This is a genomic window from Streptomyces sp. NPDC059668 (assembly GCF_042734135.1).
Lineage (GTDB): Bacteria > Actinomycetota > Actinomycetes > Streptomycetales > Streptomycetaceae > Streptomyces.
In genome coordinates this window covers 197,538-223,332 of record NZ_JBHWEL010000005.1, presented here as the reverse complement: position 1 = coordinate 223,332, position 25,795 = coordinate 197,538, and the positions used below count along the sequence as shown (strand labels likewise).

General features: G+C 72.3%; 30 protein-coding genes. 7 read left to right on the top strand and 23 right to left on the bottom strand.

The annotated features are described in order from the left end of the window. Window positions 1–112 precede the first annotated feature (112 nt). Both ACFV2J_RS06845 and ACFV2J_RS06840 read right to left on the bottom strand, forming a co-directional pair. A complete protein-coding gene (locus tag ACFV2J_RS06845; RefSeq protein WP_385084939.1) occupies window positions 113–1,207 on the bottom strand; it encodes an asparaginase in 1,095 nt (364 codons plus the stop codon). Window positions 1,208–1,374: 167 nt separating this feature from the next. Next, window positions 1,375–2,091 carry an AmfC protein gene (locus ACFV2J_RS06840; protein ID WP_385084937.1) on the bottom strand — a complete coding sequence of 239 codons (717 nt, stop codon included), beginning with the start codon at window positions 2,089–2,091 and terminating at the stop codon, window positions 1,375–1,377. Window positions 2,092–2,318: 227 nt separating this feature from the next. Here ACFV2J_RS06840 and dtd point away from each other — a divergent pair, with 227 nt between their 5' ends. After that, window positions 2,319–2,744 carry a D-aminoacyl-tRNA deacylase gene (gene dtd, locus ACFV2J_RS06835; RefSeq protein ID WP_385084935.1) on the top strand — a complete coding sequence of 142 codons (426 nt, stop codon included), beginning with the start codon at window positions 2,319–2,321 and terminating at the stop codon, window positions 2,742–2,744. Window positions 2,745–2,827: 83 nt separating this feature from the next. Here the strand turns inward: dtd and ACFV2J_RS06830 are convergent, their stop codons facing one another. From ACFV2J_RS06830 to ACFV2J_RS06800, 7 genes are all read right to left on the bottom strand, one after another. Beyond that, a complete protein-coding gene (locus ACFV2J_RS06830; protein WP_385084933.1) occupies window positions 2,828–3,799 on the bottom strand; it encodes a YgfZ/GcvT domain-containing protein in 972 nt (323 codons plus the stop codon). A 56-nt stretch (window positions 3,800–3,855) separates the two neighbouring features. Further along, window positions 3,856–4,278, bottom strand: coding sequence for a Fur family transcriptional regulator (locus ACFV2J_RS06825; protein ID WP_153289849.1), 423 nt, complete (start codon window positions 4,276–4,278; stop codon window positions 3,856–3,858). Between the two features lie 10 nt (window positions 4,279–4,288). Further along, window positions 4,289–4,648 carry a response regulator transcription factor gene (locus ACFV2J_RS06820; RefSeq protein WP_385084931.1) on the bottom strand — a complete coding sequence of 120 codons (360 nt, stop codon included), beginning with the start codon at window positions 4,646–4,648 and terminating at the stop codon, window positions 4,289–4,291. Window positions 4,649–4,798: 150 nt separating this feature from the next. Continuing rightward, window positions 4,799–5,374 (bottom strand): FABP family protein, encoded by a 576-nt coding sequence (locus ACFV2J_RS06815; RefSeq protein WP_385084929.1) that lies wholly within the window; start codon window positions 5,372–5,374, stop codon window positions 4,799–4,801. A gap of 246 nt (window positions 5,375–5,620) precedes the next feature. Next, window positions 5,621–6,592, bottom strand: coding sequence for a hypothetical protein (locus tag ACFV2J_RS06810; RefSeq protein ID WP_385437568.1), 972 nt, complete (start codon window positions 6,590–6,592; stop codon window positions 5,621–5,623). Further along, window positions 6,589–7,494, bottom strand: coding sequence for a hypothetical protein (locus ACFV2J_RS06805; RefSeq protein WP_385084925.1), 906 nt, complete (start codon window positions 7,492–7,494; stop codon window positions 6,589–6,591). The genes ACFV2J_RS06810 and ACFV2J_RS06805 overlap by 4 nt, the downstream gene beginning before the upstream one ends. Next, window positions 7,491–8,282, bottom strand: a complete 792-nt coding sequence (locus ACFV2J_RS06800; RefSeq protein WP_385084923.1) for a hypothetical protein — start codon at window positions 8,280–8,282, stop codon at window positions 7,491–7,493. Before ACFV2J_RS06800 ends, ACFV2J_RS06805 begins: the two co-directional genes overlap by 4 nt. Window positions 8,283–8,612: 330 nt before the next feature. Between ACFV2J_RS06800 and ACFV2J_RS06795 the strand changes: the two genes are divergently transcribed. After that, window positions 8,613–8,975: a DsrE family protein gene (locus ACFV2J_RS06795; RefSeq protein WP_385084921.1), complete on the top strand. Its 363-nt coding sequence runs from the start codon at window positions 8,613–8,615 to the stop codon at window positions 8,973–8,975. A gap of 43 nt (window positions 8,976–9,018) precedes the next feature. Here ACFV2J_RS06795 and ACFV2J_RS06790 read toward each other — a convergent pair whose 3' ends face one another. The 8 genes from ACFV2J_RS06790 to ACFV2J_RS06755 all read right to left on the bottom strand — a co-directional run bounded on the left by ACFV2J_RS06790 (window position 9,019) and on the right by ACFV2J_RS06755 (window position 14,540). Next, window positions 9,019–9,279 (bottom strand): DUF3099 domain-containing protein, encoded by a 261-nt coding sequence (locus tag ACFV2J_RS06790; protein WP_385084919.1) that lies wholly within the window; start codon window positions 9,277–9,279, stop codon window positions 9,019–9,021. A gap of 123 nt (window positions 9,280–9,402) precedes the next feature. Beyond that, entirely contained in the window at window positions 9,403–9,690 is a 288-nt protein-coding gene (locus tag ACFV2J_RS06785) for a DUF1416 domain-containing protein (RefSeq protein ID WP_018527919.1), read from the bottom strand. A gap of 29 nt (window positions 9,691–9,719) precedes the next feature. After that, window positions 9,720–10,559, bottom strand: coding sequence for a sulfurtransferase (locus ACFV2J_RS06780; protein WP_266700057.1), 840 nt, complete (start codon window positions 10,557–10,559; stop codon window positions 9,720–9,722). A gap of 141 nt (window positions 10,560–10,700) precedes the next feature. Further along, window positions 10,701–10,781, bottom strand: coding sequence for a putative leader peptide (locus tag ACFV2J_RS06775; RefSeq protein ID WP_350310325.1), 81 nt, complete (start codon window positions 10,779–10,781; stop codon window positions 10,701–10,703). Between the two features lie 319 nt (window positions 10,782–11,100). Then, on the bottom strand, window positions 11,101–11,856 hold the full coding sequence (locus tag ACFV2J_RS06770) for a DUF2993 domain-containing protein (RefSeq protein ID WP_385084917.1): 756 nt from the start codon (window positions 11,854–11,856) through the stop codon (window positions 11,101–11,103). Between the two features lie 175 nt (window positions 11,857–12,031). Then, a complete protein-coding gene (locus tag ACFV2J_RS06765; protein WP_385437564.1) occupies window positions 12,032–13,276 on the bottom strand; it encodes a hypothetical protein in 1,245 nt (414 codons plus the stop codon). An 8-nt stretch (window positions 13,277–13,284) separates the two neighbouring features. Next, entirely contained in the window at window positions 13,285–13,539 is a 255-nt protein-coding gene (locus tag ACFV2J_RS06760; protein WP_168528809.1) for a MoaD/ThiS family protein, read from the bottom strand. 137 nt (window positions 13,540–13,676) lie between these two features. Further along, entirely contained in the window at window positions 13,677–14,540 is an 864-nt protein-coding gene (locus tag ACFV2J_RS06755) for an alpha/beta hydrolase family protein (protein WP_385084913.1), read from the bottom strand. A 306-nt stretch (window positions 14,541–14,846) separates the two neighbouring features. On the opposite strand from ACFV2J_RS06755, the gene ACFV2J_RS06750 reads away from it, so the two are divergent. Continuing rightward, window positions 14,847–15,638 carry a response regulator transcription factor gene (locus tag ACFV2J_RS06750; RefSeq protein ID WP_385084911.1) on the top strand — a complete coding sequence of 264 codons (792 nt, stop codon included), beginning with the start codon at window positions 14,847–14,849 and terminating at the stop codon, window positions 15,636–15,638. Between the two features lie 50 nt (window positions 15,639–15,688). Further along, the gene (locus tag ACFV2J_RS06745; RefSeq protein WP_385084909.1) at window positions 15,689–16,711 is read left to right on the top strand and encodes a LacI family DNA-binding transcriptional regulator; all 1,023 of its coding nucleotides are present in this window, start codon (window positions 15,689–15,691) and stop codon (window positions 16,709–16,711) included. Window positions 16,712–16,937: 226 nt separating this feature from the next. Here the strand turns inward: ACFV2J_RS06745 and ACFV2J_RS06740 are convergent, their stop codons facing one another. Continuing rightward, window positions 16,938–17,378: a PPOX class F420-dependent oxidoreductase gene (locus tag ACFV2J_RS06740; protein WP_385084771.1), complete on the bottom strand. Its 441-nt coding sequence runs from the start codon at window positions 17,376–17,378 to the stop codon at window positions 16,938–16,940. An 86-nt stretch (window positions 17,379–17,464) separates the two neighbouring features. On the opposite strand from ACFV2J_RS06740, the gene ACFV2J_RS06735 reads away from it, so the two are divergent. From ACFV2J_RS06735 to ACFV2J_RS06725, 3 genes are read left to right on the top strand one after another with little or no spacing between them, the layout of a single operon-like run. Continuing rightward, a complete protein-coding gene (locus ACFV2J_RS06735; RefSeq protein ID WP_385084773.1) occupies window positions 17,465–18,043 on the top strand; it encodes a TetR/AcrR family transcriptional regulator in 579 nt (192 codons plus the stop codon). Beyond that, window positions 18,040–19,524 (top strand): MFS transporter, encoded by a 1,485-nt coding sequence (locus tag ACFV2J_RS06730; RefSeq protein WP_385084775.1) that lies wholly within the window; start codon window positions 18,040–18,042, stop codon window positions 19,522–19,524. The genes ACFV2J_RS06735 and ACFV2J_RS06730 overlap by 4 nt, the downstream gene beginning before the upstream one ends. Then, entirely contained in the window at window positions 19,490–20,716 is a 1,227-nt protein-coding gene (locus ACFV2J_RS06725; RefSeq protein ID WP_385084777.1) for a serine hydrolase domain-containing protein, read from the top strand. The genes ACFV2J_RS06730 and ACFV2J_RS06725 overlap by 35 nt, the downstream gene beginning before the upstream one ends. Window positions 20,717–20,722: 6 nt before the next feature. On the opposite strand, the gene ACFV2J_RS06720 is transcribed toward ACFV2J_RS06725, so the two are convergent. From ACFV2J_RS06720 to ribA, 5 genes are read right to left on the bottom strand one after another with little or no spacing between them, the layout of a single operon-like run. Beyond that, on the bottom strand, window positions 20,723–21,868 hold the full coding sequence (locus ACFV2J_RS06720) for a saccharopine dehydrogenase family protein (RefSeq protein WP_385084779.1): 1,146 nt from the start codon (window positions 21,866–21,868) through the stop codon (window positions 20,723–20,725). Continuing rightward, window positions 21,858–22,913, bottom strand: coding sequence for a saccharopine dehydrogenase (locus ACFV2J_RS06715; RefSeq protein ID WP_385084781.1), 1,056 nt, complete (start codon window positions 22,911–22,913; stop codon window positions 21,858–21,860). Before ACFV2J_RS06715 ends, ACFV2J_RS06720 begins: the two co-directional genes overlap by 11 nt. Next, window positions 22,910–24,055: an NAD(P)/FAD-dependent oxidoreductase gene (locus ACFV2J_RS06710; protein ID WP_385084783.1), complete on the bottom strand. Its 1,146-nt coding sequence runs from the start codon at window positions 24,053–24,055 to the stop codon at window positions 22,910–22,912. Before ACFV2J_RS06710 ends, ACFV2J_RS06715 begins: the two co-directional genes overlap by 4 nt. Then, window positions 24,052–25,038: an ornithine cyclodeaminase family protein gene (locus ACFV2J_RS06705; RefSeq protein ID WP_385437557.1), complete on the bottom strand. Its 987-nt coding sequence runs from the start codon at window positions 25,036–25,038 to the stop codon at window positions 24,052–24,054. The genes ACFV2J_RS06710 and ACFV2J_RS06705 overlap by 4 nt, the downstream gene beginning before the upstream one ends. Further along, window positions 25,035–25,763 (bottom strand): GTP cyclohydrolase II, encoded by a 729-nt coding sequence (ribA, locus tag ACFV2J_RS06700; protein ID WP_385084787.1) that lies wholly within the window; start codon window positions 25,761–25,763, stop codon window positions 25,035–25,037. The genes ACFV2J_RS06705 and ribA overlap by 4 nt, the downstream gene beginning before the upstream one ends. Window positions 25,764–25,795 lie beyond the last annotated feature (32 nt).

Genomic DNA, 25,795 nt, shown 5'->3' with positions numbered 1-25,795 from the left:
CGGCGGCGGGGCGGCCGGCGCCCCGCCGCGCCGGCCCCCGGGCCGGCCCGCCGCCCGCCCCCCCCCCCGCCCGGGCCGGGGCGGGGCGGCGGGGGCGAGAAGACCCCGTCGGTCAGAGCGTGGCGCGGATCTCGCCGACCTCCGCGCTCCCGCCCATCAGCGGAGCGCGTCCGATCCTCGACAGCACCGGCGCGTCCAGCCCCAGCCGGGCCAGCGTGCGGGCCAGGACGGGACCCAGCGCCCGCCCCCCACCGTCGTCGATCTTGAAGGCGAAGGCGCGGCCGTCGGGGAGGGCCACCGCCTGGACGGCCTCCGCGCCCATCTTGGACAGCACCCCGGGCACCTCCCGCATCAGCCACGTGTCGGGCCGCCGTGTACCGGCGACGTACTCGGGATGGGTCCGCATCGCGTCGGCCACCCGCCGCTCCGCGGAACCCGGCGCGGCGGTGACGAAGGACCGGAACGCCCGTGCCAGCCCGGTGAGGGTGAGGGCCATCAAGGGCGCCCCGCACCCGTCCGTGCCGACGGCCGCCACCGGCTCCCCCGCCGCTTCCTCGACCACGGTGTGGATGAGCTGCTGAAGGGGGTGACCGGGGTCGAGGTAGGACTCCAGCGGCCAGCCCCGCTGCGCGCACACCGCGAGCATCGCCGCGTGCTTGCCGGAGCAGTTCATGGTGACCCGGTCGCGCACGCCGCCGGCCGCGAGGTAGGTCTCCGCCTCCACCGGGTCCAGCGGCAGATCCGGCGGGCACTGCAGCAGCTCGGCGCTGATCCCGTGCTCGTCCAGCATCTTCCGCACGAGGTCGAGGTGGAAGGTCTCCCCGGAGTGGCTGGCGGCGGCGAGGGCCAGCCGTTCACCGCTCAGGTCGAGGCCGGCCCGCAGCACCCCGGCCGCCTGCATCGGCTTGTTCGACGAACGCGGGAAGACCGGTGTGTCCACGTCGCCGAGTACCCATTCGACCGACCCGTCCGCGGCCAGCACCACCAGGCTGCCCCGGTGGTGCCCCTCGACGAATCCCGAACGGACGACCTCGGCCAGGACGGGAGGGCCCGGAGGGCTCTGTACCGGCTGGGGCGCCCGCGACGCCTGGGGGGCCGCACCGGCCACGCCCTCCGGACGGACCGGCGGGGCCGAGGGGGAGGACGGGGAGGACAGGGACGACGGGGACGACGGGGGTATGGAGGGGTCTGCGGGGGCGGCGGACATCGGCGGTGGCCTTCCGGGACGGGGACCCGCGCGTGATCGGACCGGGACGCCGCACCGGGGGATGTCCCGGATACCGCCGGCCGAGCGCCGCGACCGCGTGCCCGGGCGGTTCCCGGTGCGGCCGCAGCGACCACCGCTCACCCCCGGGATCACCGGGGGCCACCGCGTCACATGAGCAGGTCGTCTACTTGTGCTTCCCCATCACGGTACCTGCGGGCGATCTCGGCGCTGCAATCGTCGGCCGTCCGCTGCAGTCGCTGGCGGCGCCGGGAGACCTGCTGTTCGTAGCGCACCAGCCGCCCCATTCCCTCGACCAGTTCCTCGTCCGTACGGGCCTCCAGGTCCGACAGCTCCACCTCGGAGAGCATGTCGGAGGCGAGCCGGCGGTACTCCTCGCCGTGCGGTGTGCCCACCGTCACATGGCGGGCCGAGGAGCGGTGCCGGGCCGGCGCGTCCGTCAGGATCTCCGGGAGCCGGTCGACGACCGAGGGCTCCCCGGACGGTCCCCCCGCACCCGAAACCAGGCTCGGACCCGAGGACGAACCCGAGGACGAGGCCGAAACCGAGCCCGGGACCAAGTCCGCGTCCGGTGCCCGCAGGCCCCCGCGCCGGGCCAGCTCCGCCCGCAGGATGTCGATACGGCCCTGGAGCAGCCGTCGCACATAGCTGAGGTCGGCCTCGTCGCGCTGGGCGTCGCGCCGCAGGGTCCGCAGTTCCGGCAGCCGCAGCAGGGTCAGATCGGGCTGGGGCGAGTCCGGGGGCAGAGGGCTGTCGGTGCGCTGCGCGGGAGGGCGGTGGACTCCCGCGCGACCGCCTCCCGCCCGCGGATTCGTCCGGGTCAACGACACGACTCCGGGCGGCTGCCCGGTACTCGGTGTGCTCATGTGCCTCTTCCGTCCCCTCAACCGGCGCGGTCCACCCCACGGTTGCACCGCAACACACGCATCGTGCCACCCCAAGTGGCCGCTATGTGACCGAGTGCCCCTGATCGGACCTAGATGGGGGGTTAAGGATAAAAAAAGAAACCCCAAAGGGCGCCACGGGGACCTTCGGACGGCTTCGCCCCGGCCCCTGCGGTGCGGCCTCGGCCGCGCACGGCATGATGGTCGCCATGCGTGCGGTGGTGCAGAGGGTGGACGGCGCGAGCGTCGTCGTGGACGGCGAGACGGTCGGGGCGATCGACGGCGAGGGGCTGTGCGTGCTCGTCGGCGTCACGCACGACGACACCAAGGAGAAGGCGGCCCAACTGGCCCGCAAACTCTGGTCGATCCGCATGCTCGCCGACGAGAGGTCATGCAGTGACATCGACGCGCCCCTGCTCGTGATCAGCCAGTTCACGCTGTACGGCGACGCCCGTAAGGGCCGCCGCCCCACCTGGAACGCGGCCGCCCCCGGCGAGGTCGCCGAGCCCCTCGTCGACGAGGTCGTCGCCCAGCTGCGCGCACTGGGCGCGACGGTGGCGACGGGCCGTTTCGGCGCCGGGATGCGCGTCTCCCTGACGAACGACGGCCCGTTCACCGTCGTCGTCGACATGTGACGACCCCGCCGGCATGAGCCGACGACCGGTGAGGGGCGACGGCGTCGCCGGGTGACCGGTGACGGCTACGGCTGCGGCTACGGCTACGGCTGCGGCTCGACGACGACTTCCTGCGCCGCGGCCGTGGTGTCCGCGAGCAGCGGTGCGTCGAGCGGTACGTTCCGCTTCACCAGGGCCAGTGCGATCGGGCCGAGCTCGTGATGCCGTACGGCGGTGGTGATGAACCCGATCTTCCGGCCGTCGGGGCCGTCGCCGGCCAGGCGGAGTTCGGCGCCGTGCGGCGGAAGGTGCACCTCGCTGCCGTCCAGGTGCAGGAAGACCAGCCGGCGCGGGGGCTTGCCCAGGTTCTGCACCCGGGCGACCGTCTCCTGGCCCCGGTAGCAGCCCTTCTGCAGATGCACGGCGCTGCCGATCCAGCCCAGCTCGTGCGGGATGGTGCGGTGGTCGGTCTCGAAGCCGAGCCGGGGGCGGTGGTGTTCGACGCGCAGCGCCTCGTAGGCGAGCAGCCCGGCCACCGGACCGGCCTTCCCCGCGTACGCCTCCAGGTCCGCGCGCGGAAGGAGGAGATCACGCCCGTACGGGGTCTCGCGGACGACGACGCCCTCGGGGACCTCGGCGATCGAACCGGCCGGCAGATACACGACCGCGAAGTCGCCCGTGCGGTCGGTGACTTCGACACGGTAGAAGAACTTCATGGACTCCAGGTACGCGATCAGCGCGTCCTGGGTGCCGGGCTCGACGTGGGCCCAGGTCGTCGTGCCGTCGTCGACGAGGTACAGGGCGTGCTCGATGTGGCCGTGCGCGGAGAGGATCAGCGCCTCGGTGGCACGGCCCACCGGGAGGTCCGTGACGTGCTGGGTGAGCAGCAGGTGCAGCCAGCTCAGCCGGTCCTCGCCGGTCACGGCGATGACGCCGCGGTGCGAGAGGTCCACGAAGCCGGTGCCGTCGGCGAGGGCGCGCTGTTCCCGGAACAGGTCGCCGTAGTGGGCGGCGACGTCTTCGTCCACGCCCTCGGCGGGGACCGCGCCGGGCAGGGCCAGGAGGGGGCTCTTCATATCCACACAGCCTACGACCCGGCAGCCGCCGAATTTATTTCTCATTTCCGGAAGCCCTACTTCTTGGCCGCGCAGTCCTCGCAGCGGCCGAAGATCGCGAAGTGCTTCATGTCCGTCTCGAAGCCGAAGGTGTCGCGGAGCTTCGCGGTGAACTCCGCGGCGACCGAGATGTCGGCCTCGATGACGTTCGTGCAGTCCCGGCACACCAGGTGGATGTGGTGGTGGCGGTCGGCCAGGTGGTAGGTCGGTGCGCCGTGCCCGAGGTGCGCGTGGCTGACCAGATCCAGCTCTTCGAGCAGCTCCAGCGTTCTGTAGACCGTCGAGATGTTGACACCGGAAGCCGTTTTGCGCACTTCGACCAAGATGTCGTCCGGGGTCGCGTGTTCCAGCGTGTCCACGGCTTCGAGCACAAGCTGCCGCTGCGGAGTCAGCCGGTAACCGCGCTGCCGCAGATCGCTCTTCCAGTCGGTGCCTACCACGCGGCCCAGTCTAGGCGGCCAGGATCTCTCTGACGCGTGTCACGACGTTCTCCAGGCTGAAGGGCTTGGGGAGGAGGACCACCGGGACCTCCCGGCCGGCGTCGCGCAGGATGCGGGCGACGTCCGCGCCGTCGAAGTCCGGGAGGCGTACGTCGAGCACGACCAGGTCGGGGGTCTCGGCGTAGGCGGTGTTCAGCGCGGCGACGCCGGTGCCGACCGCGGTCACGGCGAAGCCGGCCAGCCGGAAGGTCTCGGTGAGCAGCTCGCGCACGTCCTGCTCGTCGTCGACGACGAGCACCCGGGCGGGGGCGGCCGCGGGAACGGGTACGGCCGCGGGAGCAGCCGCGGGTACGGGAGCAGGTACGGGCAAGGGGGCAGGTACGGGTGGGTTCGGGGGCACTTCGGGAAGGAAAGTGGGACCGGTCACCCTCGTAGAGTTACCGGCCCCACATCAGAGATGCGTGAACTTTCCCTGTACATCGCTTGAGAGTCGCGTCGGTCGGCGCGGTCGGCGCCGGGCCTACTTGAAGAACGCGATCCCGTCGTCCGGCATGTCGTCCGGGAGGGCCTTGGCCCAGCGCTCGACGTCCTCCGGGGTGACGACCTTCTTCAGGTGCGCGGACATGTAGGGGCGCAGCTCGACCTCGGGGGTCTGCTTCTCGCCGACCCACATGAGGTCGCTCTTCACATAGCCGTACAGGCGCTTGCCGCCGGTGTACGGACCGGAGGCGGCGGTGCGTGCCACCGCGTCCGTGACCAGGTCGATCTGCGGCTTCTTCTCGGCCAGGTCGCCGTACCAGATCTCGACGACACCGTCGTCGCGGGTCATGACGACCTCGACCTTGCGCCGGGCGTCGATGCGCCAGAAGCCGGACTCGGATTCCAGCGGCCGGACCTTGTTCCCGTCGGCGTCGAGCACCCAGGTGTGCGAGTGGTACTCGAGGAAGTCGCGCCCGTCGTGGCTGAAGGTGACCTCCTGCCCGAAGTTGCACTTCTCGGAGCCGGGGAAGTCGTGGACGCCCGCGCCGGCCCAGTTGCCCAGCAGGAAGGCAAGGGGGAGCAGGTCCTTGTGGAGGTCGGACGGGATCTCGATCATGAGCAGCTTTTCGTCGTCGACGTCAGAGGCGGGGTCAGCGCTGGCCCTGGTACAGCTTCTTCACGGTCAGCCCGGCGAAGGCCAGAACGCCGACGCAGACCAGAACCAGCAGGGCTTCGAAGAATGCCTCAAGCACGGGGTGCTCCTCGGGTGACGCGGTGGTGGGCGGTGACAGGCGGTACAAGAACCGGACCCCACTCTAGTCGTGTGGGGCCCGGCTCTCTCTGCGAGGTACGCCCTGGCGGCTCAGCCCAGCAGTTGGCTCTGCAGGGCCACCGTCTGCTGGAAGGGCACGGCCTTCGCGCCGCCCTTGCGGGACTGCACGATCAGGGCGAGGGTGTCCCCGGCCGCGAGGTACGCCTCACGGACCTGCTCGGCGCCGTACGGCTTGGTCTCGGCGTACGAGAGACGCGTGATCTCGTCGACCCCGGCGTGATCCGGGGACTCCACGTCCCTGGACACGGTGGCGGCGCCGCGCACCGCGTACTGCGGGGCTCCGTAGGAGGTCAGCTCGACGCCGTTGAGGTCGTCCACGACGCTCGCGGTACCGAAGTGCAGCAGGTAGATCCGGGTGTGCGTGCCGTCCGGCATGCGCCAGCCGCGCGCGGCGATGTTCCGCAGCCCGTTGTCGGTCAGCAGCTGTCCGACGGCGTCCCGGTCGTCCTTCGAGGCGTACTCCGCCAGGAAGGTCTTCGGCGCCAGCCAGCCGTCCTCGCCGCTCAGCGCCGCGTCGGCCTTCGCGCCCTTCGGAGCGGACAGCACGAGTCTGCGCAGGTCGGCGTAGTGGGTGCCGGCCTTGTTCGCGTCGTCGAACGGGCGTGGGCTGCCGGTGGGCAGCGGCGGCCGCGTGATCTCCGGGTAGTCCCAGCGGCCGTCCGACTCCGTCGCCAGACCCGGGACGTCGGTCCGCTCCATCCGGGTGATCCCGTACGCGGCCGAGGTGCCGACCGCGGCGAAGACGACGGCCGCGGCCGTCCAGCGCAGAACGGCACGCAGGACGCGGCGGTCCTTCTTCACCGGTGGTCCGGCGGCCACGCCGGCCGCCGGTCCGACGGGCGGGTGGAGGGGCGGCTCGGCGGCCCGCTCGACGAGGGGCTCGTCCGTCGTCGGGGGCTCGTCCGTCGTCGGGGGCGCGTCCGCCGTCGGGGGCGCGTCCGCCGTCGGGGGCGCGGGCACCACGGGGGCCTGTTCCTCCACGGACGTCGTCTGCTCGGTCATACCGCCTCCCCCGGCTCGGCGATGCGGTCGAGCTGCTTGCGCAACAGCGTCGCGACGCCCTTGGTGTTCAGTGGCTTGGCGCCGTACGCGGTGAGGCTGACCAGTACGTCGCCCTGATAGGCGGAGCAGACCATCGCGTCGAGCTCCTCTTTCTTGTCCTTGGGCGGAAGGAAGCACTTGGCGTTCTTGTGGCCCTCGATCTTCGGCCCCGTGCGGAAGATCTTGAGGGCGTCGAAGAACTCGTTCTGGAACGTCGACATGTTCCGGACCGCCGCCTTGTCCTCCATCTGGGCCAGCTCGATGCTCACCGTGAACTCGGCCTTCGTCGTGAAGGTGTCGGTGACCAGGTAGCTGCGCATCGCGATGCCCTTGGTGTGCTGCTTGTCGATGCGCTTCTCCAACTCCCGCCGCTGGGTGCGGGGCAGCTCGCGCAGCGACTCCTTGCGCAGGGCGGTGGCCTCGGGGCCGCTGAGCGAGGCGTCGTTGCCGAACTCCGCCATGTCGGGCCCCCGGGTCAAACCGTCGTTGTCGTACGGCACCAGCACGGCGGCCAGTCCCGTGGGCTTCTCGGCCTTCGCGGCGTCGTGCGCGGCCTTGGGGAAGGTCCAGGTGGGCGCGCCGGGGTCCCGGTCGGCGTCCTGGACGGTCACCACCGTGTAGGCGCTGCCCGCGACGACGGCCCCGACGAGCAGGACCGCACCGGCGACGGCCGCGATACGGTCACGGCGTACGGGCTTCTTGACCGGGGCGGGCTCCGGCGCGGGCTCCGGCGCGGTCACCTCGGGCCCGGAGGCGGACACCGGCGCGGTCACCTCGGGCCCGGAGGCGGACACCGGCGCGGTCACCTCGGGCTCGGCGGTGGGAGTGGACTCCTCCGGCGGGTTCGCCGATCGCTCGTTCACAGCCGCTCCATCTGCCGCTTGGCCAGATCCATGATCGTCGCCTTCGGGATCGGCTTGCTGTCGTAGACCCAGATCTCCATGGCGATGTCACCACGCCAGGCGTGCGCTTGTGCCTCGTACATCGGCAGGTAGCCGGGCTTCCTGTCCGGCGTGCCGTCGACGTACGCCATACCGTTCCCCGTGCCGGGAATGGCCCAGCTGTGCGTGCCGCTCTCCTTGTTCGCCCAGTACTGGCCGTCCTCGGACGCGGCACCGGCGGCGAGCTCCTCCTCCTGGCGGTACTGGAGGAGCCTGACCTCCACGCTGTAGGTGCCGCCCTCCTTCCAGCCCGTCACGGCCGCGCGCCGGAACTGGTCCGTGACCAGGTCGTTGAAGGCGCCGGCCGGCTTCTCGAACGACTCCGCGTACTCGCCCACGTCCATCCAGCCGTCGCGGCTGATCCACTCGGCCTCCCGCGCTCCCTTCGGCCGCTTCAGCAGCAGCTTGCGCAGGTCGCCGTCGGTCTTCACCTGGCGGTCCTGCGCGGCCGACAGGGGCTCCGGCGTCGCTCCGCGCGCCTGGGCGACCACGGGCTGCGAGAGCGACGGCAGCTTGGTGGGCTCACGGTCGGCCTGGACCAGATAGCCGGCACAGGTACCGGCGACCAGCCCCAGCACGGCGGCCGTGGCGATCAACAGGGTCGTACGCCCCCGACGACGCCGACGCGGGCCGGGTACGCCGGAGACGTCGGCTGCGTCCGGCTGATCGGATGCGCCGGAGACGTCGGGTGCGTCGGATGCTCCGGTCACGTCCGGTGCGTCAGGCTCGGCCGGTGCGTCAGGCACGGCCGGTGCGTCAGGCACGGCCGGTTGCTTCTCGGACGACTGCTCCGGCGTCTGCCCGGACGACTGCTCGGGCGTCTGCCCGGACTTCTCCTCGGGCGGCCGCGGCGCTCCGGGTCTTTCCCCAGGTGCGTCGGCCGCTTCGGGTGTTTCAGGTACTGCCTCGACTTCCAACCCGTCCCCCCACAGAACGCGAAGCACGGATTCCGTATCCGCGCGCACAGGAGACCCATGGCTGGGCCACGGGGTTGTAAGGGCCTTGATCACGATTCGGACTCCGCCGACTACCATGCATCCATGGCGAAGAAGCTCCTGATCAAGGTGACGGCAGGGTCCGATGCCCCGGAGCGCTGCTCACAGGCGTTCACGGTGGCGGCGGTGGCCGTGGCCAGTGGCGTCGATGTCTCCCTCTGGCTGACCGGGGAGTCGGCGTGGTTCGCCCTGCCGGGGCGGGCCGCCGATTTCGAGCTTCCGCACGCGGCTCCGCTGCCCGGTCTGATCGACTCGATCCTCGCGGCGGGCCGCATCACGCTGTGCACGCAGTGCGCGGCCCGCCGGGACATCACGGAGACGGACGTGCTGCAGGGCGTGCGCATCGCGGGCGCCCAGGTCTTCGTCCAGGAGGCCATGGCGGACGAGACGCAGGCGCTCGTCTACTGAGCGGTCGCCGCCGGCCGAGCCTGCGGAGAGCGGCGCGGGGCCGCTACGGGCGACGCTTCTTCCCGTCCAGCTCGTCCCACCACTCGTCGGACTTGGGGTCCCCCGACGGGTCGTCCCACCAGCGGTCCTCGGGGCCACGCCGGTTGGCCACCATCGCGGCGAGCGGCGGAATCACCATCGCCACCACGCACATCCCCACGGCCGCGGGGATCGACCAGATCCGCACGACTGCCCAGGCCAGGACGAAGAGACCGATGCACGTCCCCATCATGGCGAAGTACACGTGCCGCCGTCGTGCGTACATACGTCCAGAGTAGGTCCACGGAAGCGGTCCGGCGCGGGACCGTGCGGGCATACCGAAGGGCCGCACCCGGAGCGTTCGCCCCGGAGTGCGGCCCTTCAGCCGTTCAAGGTCCTGCGGGTGCCGTCAGACGGCGATGGCGACCTCGGCGAGGCCGCCCGTCCGGGCGACGACCGTGCGGTCCGCGGTGCCGCCGGGGACCAGGGCGCGTACGGTCCAGGTGCCCTCGGCCGCGTAGAAACGGAACTGGCCCGTCGCGGAGGTGGGGACCTCCGCCGTGAACTCGCCGGTGGAGTCCAGCAGACGCACGTAACCGGTGACGGGCTCGCCGTCGCGGGTCACCTGGCCCTGGATGGTGGTCTCACCGGGCTTGATCGTCGAGGCGTCGGGGCCGCCGGCCTTCGCTCCACACATATTTCGATTCCGTCCTTCAGGCCTTGGGGTTACTTGTTGGCGCCGAGCTCGATCGGGACGCCGACCAGGGAGCCGTACTCGGTCCAGGAACCGTCGTAGTTCTTGACGTTCTCCACGCCGAGCAGCTCGTGCAGCACGAACCAGGTGAGCGCGGAACGCTCACCGATGCGGCAGTACGCGATCGTGTCCTTGGCGAGGTCGACCTGCTCGTCGGCGTAGAGCTCCTTGAGCTCGTCGTCGGACTTGAAGGTGCCGTCGTCGTTGGCGTTCTTCGACCACGGGATGTTGCGGGCGCTCGGGACGTGTCCCGGACGCTGCGACTGCTCCTGCGGAAGGTGGGCCGGGGCGAGCAGCTTGCCGCTGAACTCGTCGGGCGAACGTACGTCGACCAGGTTCTGCGAGCCGATCGCGGCGACCACGTCGTCACGGAAGGCGCGGATCGCCGTGTTCTGGGCCTTGGCCTTGTAGTCGGTCGCGGCGCGCTCGGGCACCTCGACGACCAGGTCGCGGGAGTCGAGCTCCCACTTCTTGCGGCCGCCGTCGAGGAGCTTCACGTTCTCGTGGCCGTAGAGCTTGAAGTACCAGTAGGCGTAGGACGCGAACCAGTTGTTGTTGCCGCCGTAGAGGACGACCAGGGTGTCGTTGGCGATGCCCTTCGACGACAGGAGCTTCTCGAAGCCCTCCTGGTCGATGAAGTCTCGGCGGACCGGGTCCTGGAGGTCCTTGGTCCAGTCGATCCGGATCGCGTTCTTGATGTGGTTCTTCTCGTACGCGGACGTGTCCTCGTCGACCTCGACGATGGCCACGCTCGGGTCGTCCAGGTGTGCCTGGACCCAGTCGGCGTCTACCAGGACGTCGCTGCGGCTCATGCTCGTTCTCCTCCGGGGCAGTTGCGGCGGGGCGGTGCGTTAGGGAGAGGGTGCGCGGTCATGCCTGTCTCGGCTGCGCGGCGCGCACGGGGGTCCCTGGCGAGGAAGGGCCAGGGCAGGGCGGATGGGCGAACGCCCCCGCTAGAAGGTGCGACAGAGCATGGCGGCGACGCGGCACAGGTCGACTGCCCGCCGCTTCGTGAGGTCCGCCTGTCGCTTCATGCGTCCGATCGTAGGGACGGACAGCCGGACATGTCACCGGTGTGTCGCATCATGAGATGGGATCGTCCGGGATGTGGGATGAGATGACCATCGAAACCACGCCCGCGTCACTCCCGACCGCTCGCCGGGCCCCGGCGACCGGCGTCGCGTCCGCCGCGCATCTGCCGTACGGACGGGCCCGTCTCGCCTTTCGGACAACCGCGCCTGCGGCGCTTCGCCGCACCCGGGCAGCGCCCGCGGTACGGACCGGCCCGCGGCGCGGTCACCACTCCGTACCGCCGCCGGAACCGTGGGGCCCCAGCGGGGGCCGTCAACCGTCCTACCCGACCAGCTTGACGTCCGAACCCTTCACCGAGATGTCCACACCGTTCGCGGCAGCCTCGACCTTGTCGAGCTTGATGCCGCCCGGCAGCCCGTCGATCTTCTGCTCGAAGTCGGTGATCGTGCGGATCCGGTTCTCGGCGAGGTCCACGCCCAGCTTGGGCAACGCGTCCGCGTGCACCCTGACCGTGTCGCCCCCGACGACGGTGACGGAGCTGAGTACGGAGACCGGCTGGGGCAGCTTCGCGCCGAGGACGGTGCCCGTGACCTCGACCTTGATCTTGCCGTTCCCGCCGTCGGAGAGCCCGATGACCTGCGCCTCGACGCCGGGGGCGACCTGCGTGGGCTGGGACTTGGCGGCCTTGAGCAGCTCGGCGTAGGAGACGGTCGCGGAGCCGGAGGCGCTGTTCGCGGTGGCGGAGCTGTAGTCGCCGTTGAAGCTGACGCCGTGCATCTCGGCGTTCAGGGTGGCGATACGGATGGTGCCGGCGCTCCCCGCGGTGCCCTTGGTGCCCTCCGCGGACGCCTCGAAGTCCTTGATGCCGATCTTCACGTCGTCGAGTTCGCCGCCGGCCACCTGGGTGAGGAAGGGGAAGCCCTCGATGGACACGTCGGGGGTGCCGGCGAGGCCCTCGGAGCTCCTGATCCGGTCCGCCGCCTTGCTCTCCGCGAAGCCGACCGCCACGCGGTCCGCGATCACGAACAGCCCGCCCAGGATGACGGTGACGACCAGAATTATTCGCAGTGCGCGCATGCTCGGGGTTCCCCACCTAGACCGTGTCCGGGCGGCCCGACATGGCCGTCCAGCGCGAACCTAACCCCGAAGGGCCCCGTCAAGGGGCCCTTCGGAGCGGTTGTCGATCACCTGTGACGAAAGGCGGCGGGTCTCCGGGCGGTGTCGCGGAAGTCCCCCTGCCTCGCGACGCGCCCTAGCCGAGCGCCCGGCCCAGCAGATAGACCGCCGGAGCGGCCGCCGCCAGCGGGAGGGCCACACCGGCCGTGAAGTGCACGAAGCGCGACGGGTAGTCGTAGCTGGCGACCCGGTGGCCGATCAGCGCGCAGACACCCGCGCCGAGACCGAGGAAGCCGCCGCCCTGGCCGCCCAGGTCCGTCATGCCGCCGACCACGAATCCCGCGCCGGTGGCGACCAGCAGGGCCACCACCACGGAGGCGGCGGTGGGCAGCGGCAGCGCGCGGGCCAGGATCGCCACCGCGACCGCGACGGCGCCCACCGTGACCGCGTCCGGCTCGGCCGCGAGGTGGCCCGCCGCGATGATCGACAGCGCCGCCGAGACGACGGTCGCCATCAGGCCGTACATCCGGGTGTCCGGGTCCGCGTGGCTGCGCAGCTGCAGGACGAGGGTGAGCAGGACCCACACCCCGAGGGTGCCGAGGATCGCGGCGGGCGCGTTCTCCCGGCCGGCCGCGAGCAGCGCCACGTCGGCGGTCACCGCGCCCAGGAACGCCAGCGCGATGCCCTGCCGGGCCGGCCACATCCCGTTCAGCCGGAACCAGCCCGCCGCGGTGACCGCCTGTAGCAGCACCAGGGGGACGACGAGGGCGTACTCCCCGATCGCCGCGGTGCCGGCCAGCAGCAGCGCGAGCACCGCGGTGAGCCCGGCCGGCTGGATGCCGGGTTCGATGACGGGCGAGCGGCCCTCGGCGCGGGCGCGCTGGGCGTCGGTGACGCGGGCGTTGCCGGTGACGGTCGCGGGACCGTAGCCGGGGGCCGCCTCGGCGTCCGGGGCGTCGGCGGCGGACCCCGCCACGGACGCGGGCGCCTCGGGGTGCTGCTGCGGCCGCGCGTGGTCCCAGCCCTGCGCGCCGGGCTCCTGGGGCAGCGGCTGGGCCGCGGCGCCGTACCCGTACGCCTGGGGGTGCGGGGAGCCGCCCTGCGGGTGCCCGGCGCCCTGCGGCTCCGTGTACCCCGGGTAGGCCTGCTGGTGGCCCTGCGGCGCCTGCCTGCCCTCGGGTGCCCGGGGTGTCCTGGGCGTCCGCGGCGGCGCGTACGCCGGGTCGGTGGCGGGCGTGGTGGGCTGCGCCTGGGTCTCCCAGGTCCGGCCCTCCCACTGCTGGGTGTGCTGCTGCCAGTCGGCCTGCTGCTGAGGCTGCTGATACGGGTCGTGCCCCTCGTGCGGGGGCTCGAACTGGGGCTCGTACGGCTGGTTGCTCATCGTCTCGCTCACCCTCCTGCGAACGGCGGGAGCACCTCGACCGTGCCGCCCTCGGCCAGCGGTACCGTCTCATGTCCCCGGGTACCCACGGGGTCACCGTCGATGAGGAACGAGCAGCGCCGCAGGACGCGGACGAGTTCGCCGGGGTGTCGCTCGCGGGCACCGTCGAGTGCCTCGGCGAGCGTGCCCGCGTCGTACGGCTCCTCGGCGACACCTGCCGCGGCCTTGGCGGCGGCCCAGTAACGCACCGTGCCCTTTGCCATGTCGTTCCTCAATCGGTGGACCAGCGGGTCCGGTGGACCAGCGGATCGGTCGGTACGTGCCGTCGGTGGATACGTGTGTCCATGGGCACGTGGGTCGGTGGATACACGCGTCGGTGGATCCTGTGGACACGGTCAGGCTAGCCCGCGGCCGTGCCCGCCCACGCACCGATACGGGCCAGCAGCTCGTCGCGGGCCGCGTGCTCGGCGTGGCCCATCCCGCGCTCCACCCAGAGTTCGGCGTGGCCGCCGGAGGCCTCGGCGAGCATCCGCGGGTGGTCCAGGGGGAAGTAGCCGTCCTGGTCGCCGTGGACGATCAGCAGCGGGGTGGGCGCGATCAGCGGGACCGACTCGGCCGGCGAGGCCGGTACCGGGTCCCAGTCGCGGGAGTGGATGCGGGTCCGCAGTCCGTAACGGCCCACCACCCGTCCCGCCGGCCGGGTGACCAGCCAGTGCAGCCGCCGCATGGGAGCCGTGCCCCGGTAGTACCAGCGGGCGGGCGCGCTCACCGAAACCACGGCGTCCGTACGCGCCTCCGTGCGCCCCTCGTGCTCCTGGCCGGCTTCCCCGTGCATCGCCGCGTGCCGGAGCACCACCGACCCGCCCATCGAGAAGCCGACGGTGGCCACGCGCGTGTGCCCCAGCTCGCGGGCCCACGCCACGGCGGCGTCGAGATCGTGCACCTCGCGGTCGCCGACGGTGGAACGGCCGCCGGAACCGCCGTGACCTCGGAAGGAGAACGTGACCACCGCCGCGTCCCGGCCGAGGACACCGGCCACCCGGCGCACGTGCGGACGGTCGAGACCGCCCGTGAAACCGTGCGCCAGGACGATCGCCAGGCTCCCCTCCGTGTCGTCGGAGGCCCCCCTCGCGGGGTCGTAGGCCGCTTCGATCGTCACCCCGTCGACCGTGCGCAGAAACCTCCGCAAAGGGGCGCGCGAGGCCGTCTCAAGGGATGGACGAAGGGAAGATCCCGTCACTTGACCTGCCGGACCTGAGCTCATGTGGGCTATTCTGCTGGGCAGAGGACTCGGGCAGTGAAGCCCCCGGGTCCTTTTGTGCTTTCTGAAGCGTTGTATACGAAACGGGAAACCGTGGATGTACGAAGCCCACGAAGGCACGGCGACTCCCCGGGACGCGGGAGCCGCGCCGCAGGGGAACGAACGAAGAAGCAAGGAAGCAGTGCCGCAGACTCCCCCACCGCCTCGTGGGCGTGGGAGGTACCCCCATACAGGGACCGAGGAGGAACCAGACGTTATGGGCGAGCGAACCGTGCACGAACGTAGGACGACCCGGGCAGGTGGGGCGCGATGAGTTCTCTGCTGCTCCTGACCAATGCCCTTCAGCCGTCGACGGAGGTGCTTCCCGCTCTCGGCCTGCTCCTGCACAACGTGCGAGTGGCTCCGGCGGAAGGCCCCGCCCTCGTCGACACTCCAGGTGCCGACGTCATCCTGATCGACGGCCGTCGTGATCTCCCGCAGGTGCGCAGCCTGTGCCAGCTGCTGCGCTCGACGGGACCCGGCTGTCCTCTCGTCCTCGTCGTGACGGAGGGCGGTCTCGCGGCCGTCACCGCCGACTGGGGCATCGACGACGTTCTCCTCGACACCGCCGGTCCGGCCGAGGTCGAGGCCCGGCTGCGGCTCGCCATGGGCCGGCAGCAGATCGTCAACGACGACTCCCCCATGGAGATCCGCAACGGCGACCTCTCCGTGGACGAGGCGACGTACAGCGCCAAGCTCAAGGGCCGGGTCCTCGACCTGACCTTCAAGGAGTTCGAGCTCCTCAAGTACCTCGCGCAGCACCCGGGCCGGGTCTTCACCCGCGCGCAGCTGCTCCAGGAGGTCTGGGGCTACGACTACTTCGGCGGCACGCGGACGGTCGACGTCCACGTACGGCGGCTGCGGGCCAAGCTCGGCCCCGAGCACGAGTCGCTGATCGGAACCGTCCGGAACGTCGGTTATCGATTCGTTACACCCGAGAAGGTGGAGCGGGCCGCGGACGAGGCGAAGGCCAAGGCCGCCCGGCCAAAGGCGGCGGATGCGGACGAGACGGCGCACCTCGGCGCCCCGCACGCGGTCGAGGCCGGGGCCGAGGTCCGGTAAGCCTCCGTACGCCCTGCCCAGGGGCGGGTCCATCCGCGTAGACTCCGCGCGTGGCCAAGGTGACGAGGGACGATGTGGCACGACTGGCGGGTACCTCCACCGCCGTCGTCAGCTATGTCATCAACAACGGACCGAGGCCGGTCGCCCCGGCCACGCGCGAGCGCGTTCTCGCCGCGATCAAGGAGCTGGGGTACCGGCCCGACCGGGTCGCCCAGGCCATGGCGTCACGGCGGACCGAGCTCATAGGCCTGATCGTGCCGGACGCGCGCCAGCCGTTCTTCGGCGAGATGGCGCACGCGGTCGAGCAGGCCGCGGCCGAGCGCGGGAAGATGGTCCTGGTCGGCAACTCCGACTACATCGCCGAGCGCGAGGTCCACTACCTGCGCGCCTTCCTCGGCATGCGGGTCTCCGGCCTGATCCTCGTCAGCCACGCGCTCAATGACAACGCTGCCGCGGAGATCGAGGCCTGGGACGCCCGCGTCGTGCTGCTGCACGAACGCCCCGAGGCGATCGACGACGTGGCCGTGGTCACCGACGACATCGGCGGCGCCCAGCTCGCCACCCGCCACCTGCTCGAACACGGTTACGACTACGTGGCCTGTCTCGGCGGCATCGCGGAGACCCCGGTCGTCGGCGACCCGGTCTCGGACCACGTCGAGGGCTGGCGGCGCGCCATGCAGGAGGCCGGCATCCCCACCGAGGGCCGTCTCTTCGAGGCGCCCTACAACCGCTACGACGCGTACCAGGTCGGCCTGGAGCTGCTCGCCGGGCCCCACCGGCCGCCCGCCATCTTCTGTTCCACGGACGACCAGGCGATCGGCGTGCTGCGGGCCGCCCGTGAGCTGCGTATCGACGTGCCGGGCGAGCTGGCCGTGGCCGGCTTCGACGACGTCAAGGAAGCCGCGCTGACGGATCCGCCGCTGACGACGATCGCCTCCGACCGGTCGGCGATGGCCCGCGCGGCGGTGGACCTGGTACTCGACGACGGGCTGCGGGTCGCGGGGTCGCGGCGCGAGCGGCTGAAGGTGTTCCCGTCCCGGCTGGTGGTGCGGCGGTCCTGCGGCTGCGTGTGAGACCGCGGTCCGGCCCCGGCCGGGCCGCACGGTTTTCCGCCACCCCCTGAAACGGCAGTGGGGGGGGGCGGGGCCCGGGGGCGCGGGGCCGGCGCGGCCTGCGGAGCCGCTCCGCGCACCCCGGCCGGATTCAGGGGCGGCCGGGATGCGCGGAGCTCCCGCCGGCCCTCGTCACACGCATGGCCCAAGCCCCCGGGAGCCCGGCCCGGACACCGGACGGCCGGTGTCAGCGTTCGCGGGGGACGCCGTACGCGTGCTCCACGTGCAGCCGCAGCACGAGCCGCCGGTCGCGGACCATGGCGGCCCGGTAGTCGTCCCAGTCGGGGTGCTCGCCCATCAGGTCGCGGTAGAGCCGGACGAGCTCCTCGACCGTCTCGTCGTGCGGGTCCGCGGCCACGGGCGTGAGCTCGGCGGTGCCTTCGGCGACCGTGTACGCCCAGCGGTCGTCGCTGGTCACGTGGTAGGAGGCCCGCGGGTCCCGGCGCAGGTTCCGTGTCTTGGCGCGGTCGTCCGTGAGCGACACCCGGACGACGTTCTCGTCGGGACTGTAGGCGTGAACGACGTTCGACAGCTGGGGCCGCCCGTCCCGCTTGAGGGTGGTGAGCACCCCGCCCTTGTACTCGGAGAGCAGCCTGAGCAGTGCGTCCTGCTTCGCGTCCTGAGTCATATCCGGATCAACCCTCCGGCGCGGATCGTCATTCCCCGGCGGCCCGGCGGTAGACACTGTCTACGCCCGGCTGGTAGACCATGTCCATGAACGAACGGGAGACCGGGCTGAAGGCCCGGCTGGTCGATGTCGGCGTCGCTCTGGTGGCCGAGGAGGGGGCACAGGCGCTGACCCTGCGGGAGATCGCCCGCCGGGCCGGGGTCTCGCACGGGGCGCCGCGCCGCTACTTCCCGACCCACCTGGAACTGCTGTCGGCCATCGCGCGGAGGGGCTTCGCCGACCTCGGGGCCCGGGTGACCGAGGCGGTCGGAGACGGCGGCGCGAGCCCCCGAGCGCAGCTCACCGCTCTCGGGCGGGTCTACCTGGACTTCGCCATGTCCCGGCGCGGCATGTACGAGCTGATGTTCCGTCACGACCTGCTGGAGAGCGGGCGGCTGGGGCTGCGGGAGACCAGCCTGCCGCTGTTCGGACTGCTGGTCGATCTCGTCGGCCGGGCGAGGCCCGGGACCGAGGCGCGGGTCACCGCGGGGGCCCTGTGGGCGAACCTGCACGGCATCGCGCAGCTGTGGAGCTGGGGCAGCCTCCAACTCGGCACCGGCACGGTGGACTTCGTCCCCCTGCTGCGGGCCGCGCTGGACGCGCACCTCGGACCGGAGGCGGCGTGAGACAGCCCGGCCCGGCGGCCGGCCGCCGCCTCACCCTCACGAGCAGCGTGGTCGGGGCCGTGATCGTCGCCCTGGACGGCACCGTTCTGACGGTCGCGCAGCCCACCCTGCGACGGGACTTCGGGGCCTCCCTCGTACAGGTCCAGTGGACCAGCACCGGCTATCTCATCGCGGTGGCCTGTCTGTTGGTGTTCGCCGGACGGCTCGGGGACCGCTACGGCCACCGGCGGGTCTTCGCCGTGGGCTCCTTGGGCTTCGGCGTGACGTCGGCGGGGATCGGCCTCGCCCCCGGCATCGGCTGGGTGATCGGACTACGGGTCGCCCAGGGGGTCTTCGGCGCGCTGCTGCAACCGGCCACGCTCGGCATGCTGCGCGCCGTCTACCCACCCGACCGGATCGGCAGGCCCGTCGCCCTGCGGACCAGTGCCATCGGACTCGCGGCCGCCGCCGGCCCGGTCCTCGGCGGGGCGCTGGTCGGCCAGTTCGGCTGGCGGGCCGTCTTCTTCCTCAACGTCGTGCCCGCGCTGGCCCTCGGCGGGTCGGCGCTCGCCGTCCGGGAACCGGCGCGCTCCCCCGGGCCGACGGTCCGGCTCGACCTGTCGGGGGCCTGTCTGCTCGCGGTGGCCCTGGCCTGTCTGGTCCGCACACTGGTCGGGGTCCCGGGGACCGGCTGGACGGCCGGAAGCACAGCGGGGCTGGTGGTGGCCGTGGTCGCGGCGGCCGTGTTCGTGCGCCACGAACGCCGTACCGCGAACCCGCTGCTGCCGCCCGGGGTGCTGGGTTCCGCGACCGTCGGCGCGGCGCTGGGCATCCTGGTGGCGGCCTCCGCGGCGATGTCCGGCGCGGTGTTCGCGGGCAGTTGCCTCCTCCAGGAGGTGCTGGGCCTCGATCCGCTGGAGACCGGCCTGCGGGCCCTGCCCGCCGCCGTCGCGATGGTGCTGGGCGCGCCCGTGGCGGCCCTCCTCATGCGCCGCTTCGGGGCGCGCCGGACGACTCCGGCCGCGCTGTGCGTCCTCGCGGCGGGGGTCCTGCTGCTGTCGCGGATCGGCCGGGAGTCCACGGCGGTGTCCCTCGGGACCGGTTTCCTCCTGCTGGGCGCCGGCTTCGCGGCCGTGATGGTCACCGCGACGACGGTCATCGTGCGGCACGTCCGCGCGGAGTCGGCGGGGGTGGCGGGCGGTCTCCAGCAGACGGCCATGAACGTGGGGCCCACGCTGGGAGTTGCCGCGGCGGCGGTGCTGATGCCGCTCACGGGTGCGGACAGGACGGGTCCCGCTCTGACGGTTCTGGCGGCCGTGGCCGTGGCCGGGCTGCCGCTCGCCCTGTGGCTGCCGGGCCGCGACGTGCCGGCGACCCGCGAACCGGCCTGCCCCGGAGCGAACGCGGGAACTCCGTACGGGACGATGAACAAGAGGCGGTCCACGAGCCGCAGTGCGGAGGAGAGCGATGGGACACCTGCGACAAGAGGTCGAGGCGCATGAGGCCGGCCTCGACGCGAAGGCGCTGGCCCGGTTGGACCAGCACTTCGCCCACCTGGTCGACGACCACCGGCTGCCCGGCTGTCTGGTGGCCGTGTCCCGGCACGGCAAGGTCGCGCACCTCGCGACACACGGCTGGCGCGACCGCGCGGCCGGGCTCCCGGTCGAGACCGACACGCTGTGGCGGATCTACTCGATGACGAAGCCGGTCACCTCGGTCGCCGCGCTGACGCTCCTGGAAGAGGGACACTTCCGGCTGGACGACCCGGTCGCCCGGTTCCTGCCGGCCTTCGCCGAACCGCGGGTGTACGTCGGCGGCTCGGGCGACGGCACGCGGACCCGTCCGGCCTCTCGTCCCCTCACGATCCGGCAGCTGTTGACCCACACCTCCGGCCTGACGTTCGGCTTCTACCACTCCCACCCGGTCGACGCGCTCTACCGCGACGCCGGTCTGGAGTCGTCGGTGGCGCCGGGCGCGGACCTGGCCGGGACCTGCGAGGTGTACGCCGGTCTGCCGCTCCAGTTCGAGCCGGGCACGGAGTGGAACTACTCCGTCTCCACCAACGTCCTGGGCCGCCTCGTCGAGGTGGTGTCGGGCCAGGACCTCGATGTCTTCCTCGCCGAGCGGATCTTCCGTCCGCTCGGGATGACGGACGCCGGATTCTGTGTCAACGACGAGCAGTCCGAGCGGCTCGCCGAGCTCTACGGTGAGGACTCCGAGGGACGGATCACCCCGATCGCCGGTCTCCCGCTGCACGGCCGGCCGCGCTTCCTGTCCGGGAGCGGCGGCATGGTGGCCACCGCCCACGACTACCACCGCTTCATGGAGATGCTGCGCCGCCGCGGCGAACTCGACGGTGTCCGGCTGCTGAGGCCGGAGACCGTGGACACGATGGCGTCCAACCACCTGCCGGGAGGCGTCGACCGCCGCACCTTCGGCAGCCCGCTGCACCGCGAGCCCGGGAACGCGGGTCTGGGCTTCGGTCTCGGCGTCTCCGTCGTGGTGGACCCGGGGATCACCCGGTCCCCCTCCAGCGAGGGCGCGTTCGGCTGGAGCGGGGTGGCCGGTACGACCTTCTGGGTCGACCCGCGCCGGGACCTGACCGTGCAGTTCTTCACCCAGGTCCGCCCGACGGGGTCCCACGCACACTTCCCCGAACTGAAGCGGCTCGTGCACGAGGCTGTGCAGGACTGACCCGGATCATCCGATCCGCAGGCCGAACTCCAGCCCGTCCGAGGCGAGTTCGGTCAGCCATCGCTCGGACCGCGCCGCCGTCCCCGCGGCGCGGCACAGACCGGCCGGAAGGGAGCCGTCGAGGATGTGGCCGACGCCGAGGGCGAGCGTGCGGGAGACGCACCGCGCCATGGCGCTCTCGTCGGCGGTGCCTTCGAGATCGAGGAGGTAGCGGCCCGACCAGCTCGTGCCCGCCTCGCCCCGTACCTCCAGGGAGACCACGAGGACGACGCGGTCGCGGTCCGCGTCCGTCGTCGGGTGGGCCGCCGCGAGTTCCCGGGCGAGGTCCGCGATCCGCTCGTCGTCGCCCGCCTTCAGCTCGGCGAAGACGGCGTCCCAGGCGCGCAGCCAGCCGTCGAGGCGCAGGGTGCCCCGGACGAACGTCTCCGGCGTCCAGGCGTCGGGCAACCCGTACTGCTGGACGAAGGGCACGCTGTCGCGGTTGGGGTAGACCTCGAAGGTCTCGCCGTCGACGGCGTGGGGACGGGTCGCCTCCCAAGGGCGTGGCGCCGTGACGCGGGTACCGTCCTCGATGAAGCGGGCGGGCGAGCGCAGGGCGCCCAGCACGCCCGCCGGCGCCCAACTGAAGCGGTATTTGAAGTCGTTGGGCACCGCCGGGACGCCACCGCAGTACGAGGTGAGGCGGTACGAGGCGGCCGCGTCGTCCCCGACCGCCCGGCGGGCCCGGCCGATCAGGCTGTGCGCGAAGAGGTGGTCGACACCGGGGTCGAGCCCGCACTCGGTCAGCACCACCACCCCGGCCGCGGGCACCTGCGCGAGCACCGCGTCCGACACATAGCTGGAGCAGGCGAAGTGGGCGCCGCTCTCGACGCAGGCGGCGAGCAGCGCCGCGTGTCGGGGGGCGGGCAGCATGGAGACCACGACGTCTCCGGGCGCGAGCGCGGCGGTGAGCGCGGGCAGGGTGAGGGCGTGGGGAGCGGCGCGGCCGGTCAGGCCCAGTGCCTCCAGGCTCCGCGCCGCGCGCTCCTCGGTGCGGTGCCACAGGTGTACGCGGTCGGCGACGTCGCAGAGCGCGGCGGGACCGCTGCCGGTGGACAGGCCCGCGCCGATCCAGTGAACGGTGCCGCTCGCGGCCGTGGCCTCAGACGTCATGGAACTTCCCTTCCTCCAGGCCGAGTTCACGGTATCCTTGGTGGAACCTGTCCAGGCAGCGTCCCCAGGGGCCGCCGACGCCGAAGTCCAGGAGCGGGGGCAGCAGCGCCGCCGAGAAGTCGGCGCTCGCCTCCGCTGGCAGCAGGGACGGCAGGTTGTCGATGGCGATGAGGTCCAGGTCGGGCCGCTCCCGGAGACGGCGCACGGGGCGCGTCCAGTCCGTGGTGGTGTCGTAGACCGGCAGTACGTTGAGCGGCGATCCGGCGTCGCAGGTCACGTCGCACAGGGTGCGCAGCCGGCGGCCGGGCCGGTCGAGGTCCTCGTCGGTGAGGAAGGGCGGGATCGGCCGGGTCGTGAGCACGGTGTTCACCATCAGCTCGTGCTCCAGCAGGGCCGCCCGGTCCAGATCACGCGTCTCGGCGAGATCCCAGCAGGTCGGCTCCACCCCGGCCACACCGAACGCGGCGCGGGCGCCCCGGCCGCTGCGGCCGAGGGCACCGATCACCAGCGCGGACAACTCCCCGACACTGGCGGCGAGTTCCGCGTCCAGCTCTTCCTTCGACGTGGGTCGCAGCGGGGCTTTCAGCACGCCCCGGTGGTGCAGCACCGCAAGCGCCGCGCCCAGATATCCGGCCCAGTAGCCGAAGGCGGCGAGCCTGCGCCCTTCGTCGTCGACCAGGTACTCCAGGTCGAGCAGGGCACCGCCGCCGGCGAGGAACCTGCGCAGCAGCGGCGCGGCTCCCGGCTGCCGCTTGTAGGCGTGGCCGAAGAAGAGGTGACGGTGGTTCAGTTCAGCAGGAGTGTCGGGGAGTTCCTTGAGGCCGACGACCACCGCGTCCGGCGGTGCCGTGACCCAGGAGCCCGCCTCGGCGACACGGCAACCCGCCCGCTCGTACGCCTCGATCGGGAAGACCCGCTGCGGCGAGTCCTCGACCGTGAGCGTCACGCCGGCGCCGACGAGCCGCCGGGCGTCCGAGGGCACGAGGGGTGTGCGCCGTTCGGTCGTACGGGTCTCGTGGCGCAGCCACAAGTGGAGCTCGGTCATACGAGGTTGACCTCCGGGCGCGGGGCGTCGGCGGCGAAGCGCTCGACGCTCAGGGGGCTGATGTCGAGGAAGGGTACGCGGCCCAGGTACAGATCCCGGACCACCTCGCCGACCGCGGGTCCTTGCAGGAAGCCGTGGCCCGAGAACCCGGTCGCGTACAGGAAGCGCGCGCACGAACGTGCCTCGCCGATCAGCGCGTTGTGGTCCGGCGTGATCTCGTAGAGGCCCGCCCAGCCACCCGTACGGCGCAGGTCGAGCAGGGCGGGCGCGCGTCGCCGCATCGCCTCGGCCAGGCGCGGGATCCAGCGTTCGTGCGTACCGGTGGCGAACCCGGGGGTCTCGTCGGGGTCGGACATGCCGACGAGGAGCCCCGGGCCCTCGGCGTGGAAGTAGAGGCTGGTGGTGAAGTCGATGGTCATCGGCAGGCCGGGCGGCAGACCGGGGACGGGTCCGGTGACGGCGATCTGCCGGCGCAGCGGCTGCACGGGCAGGTCCACTCCGGCCATCGCGCCGACGGACCGCGACCAGGCCCCGGCCGCGCAGACGACCGCGCCGGTGGCGATCCGGCCGCCGGTGGTGACCACCGCCGTGATGGAGTCCCCGCGGGTCTCGATGCCGGTGACCTCGCAGTGCCGCAGCAGGGTCGCGCCGTGCCGGCGGGCTCCGGCCGCGTATCCCTGGACGACGGCCTCGGGGGTGCAGTGCCCGTCGTCCGGGGAGAAGGCGGCGGCCAGCAGACCGTCGGTGGTGATGAGCGGGGACAGCCGGCGTGCCTCGGCCGGGTCGATCATGCGGCTGGGGACTCCGAGGGTGTTCTGCAGTCGCACCCCGTCCTCGAAGGCCGTGACCTCCTCGGGTGTGGAGAGCAGGAACAGGTAACCGACCCGGTGCAGGCCGATGTCCTGGCCGGGTTCCTCCCCGAAACGGGCGAACGCCTCCAGGCTGCGGGCGCCCAACCGGATGTTGAGTTCGTCGGAGAACTGCGCCCGGACGCCGCCCGCCGCCCGCGCGGTGGAACCGGCGGCCAGTTCGTCGCGCTCGACCAGGACGACGTCCCGTACGCCCGCGCGGGCCAGGTGGTAGGCGATGCTGGTGCCGATCACGCCGCCGCCGATGACGACGACCTGAGCGGTCCCGGTCACCGCCGTGCCCGCCGGGCGCGGGCCGTGTCGATCACGGCCCAGGCCGCCGCGGCGTCCTGGATGCCGAGCCCGACGCTGAGGAAGAGGACGATGTCGTCCGGGCCGGTGCGGGCCGCGCGGCCGCCGGTCAGGACGCGGCCGAGCGGGATCAGGTCGTCCGGCGCGAGGAGGCCCCGGGCCAGCGCCTCGACCACCGGTCCCGCGTGCTCCGCGGCCGTCACCGGGTCGTCGACGACCACCGCCGCGGCCCGCCGGACCACCTCGGCGTCGACCTCACTGCGGGTGGGCTCGAACGATCCCACGCTGACGACCGTGCACCCGGGTGCCAGCCACTCGCCCCGCACGACGGGCGTGCTGCTGAGCGTGCAGGCCGCGACCATCGACGCTCCGGCGACGGCCTCCTCGGCGGAGCCGGCCGCCTCGACGGCGACACCCAGTTCTTCGGCGAGCCGCCGCGCCGCGTGCGCCCGCCGGCCGGGATGCGGGCTCCACACCCGTACGGACCGCAGATCCCGCACCCGGGCGACGGCCCGCGCGTGGGCGAGCGCCTGGGTGCCGGAGCCCAGCAGGCCGAGGTCGGCGCTGTCGGCGGTGGCCAGCGCGTCGAGGGCGACGGCGCTGGCGGCGGCGGTGCGCAGGGTGGTGACCGCCGTGCCGTCCATGACCGCGGCAAGCCGGCCGGTCACCGGATCGAGCGCGTTGATCACGGCGTGGACGGTCGGCAGCCCGGCCGCCCCGTTGCCGGGGTTGACGCTGCCGAACTTGGCGACGGCCCCGGTGTCCGCGGACAGCCGTGCCAGGTAGGCGAAGACGACGCTGTCGTCGAAGCGGCTGGGGTGCATGATCTTGCCGGGGAGCTCGGCGGTGCCGTCACCGAGCGCGGTGAACGCCGCGCGCTGCGAGGCGATCGCCGCATCGGTGTCCAGCAGCTCCACGACCTGCTCACGGGACAGGTACAGCGGTCCGGCGTCGTCTTCTGTCATTCCTCAGTGATAGCCGCCTTCGCCGTTCCGCAAAAGATCGCCTTGGTCCAGTCGCCGCCGTCCAGGTGAGGAAGGAAGTGGTCGAGGCGTTCCCGCTTGGTGAGCAGGTAGCCGAGGTTCTCCTCGCACGGCGGTATCAGCAGCGGGACCTGCTCGGCGACCTTGATGCCGTTGCGCTGCAGGGACTCACGCTTGCGCGGGTTGTTCGAGAGCAGCCGCACCGACCGTACGCCGAGGTCGTGCAGGATGTCCGCGGCCACCCGGTAGTCGCGGGCGTCGACCGGCAGGCCGAGGGCGACGTTGGCCTCCACGGTGTCGAGGCCCTCCGACTGGAGCTTCATCGCCTGCAGCTTGGCGAGCAGACCGATGCCGCGGCCCTCGTGGCCGCGGAGGTAGACGAGGATGCCGCGCCCCTCCGCGACGATGGCGCGCAGCGCCGCGGCGAGCTGGTCGCCGCACTCGCAGTGCGTGGAGCCGAAGGCGTCCCCGGTGAGGCATTCCGAATGGAGCCGGGTGAGGACGCCGTCCTTCGCCGCGTCCCCTCCGCCGCCGGCGAGATCACCGACTTCCCCGTGCACCAGGGCCACTTGCTCCTCTCCGCGGTCGTGGTCCAGGTAGCCGACCGCCTGGAAATTGCCGTACACGGTGGGCAGAGGGGCAATCACGACTCGTTCGGCACCAGAGCGGCGCGCGGTCCCGGCAAGTACTGCAAAGTTATCTGTCATGATCTGGTTCCTAAGCAGAGTCGAAAGAAGAG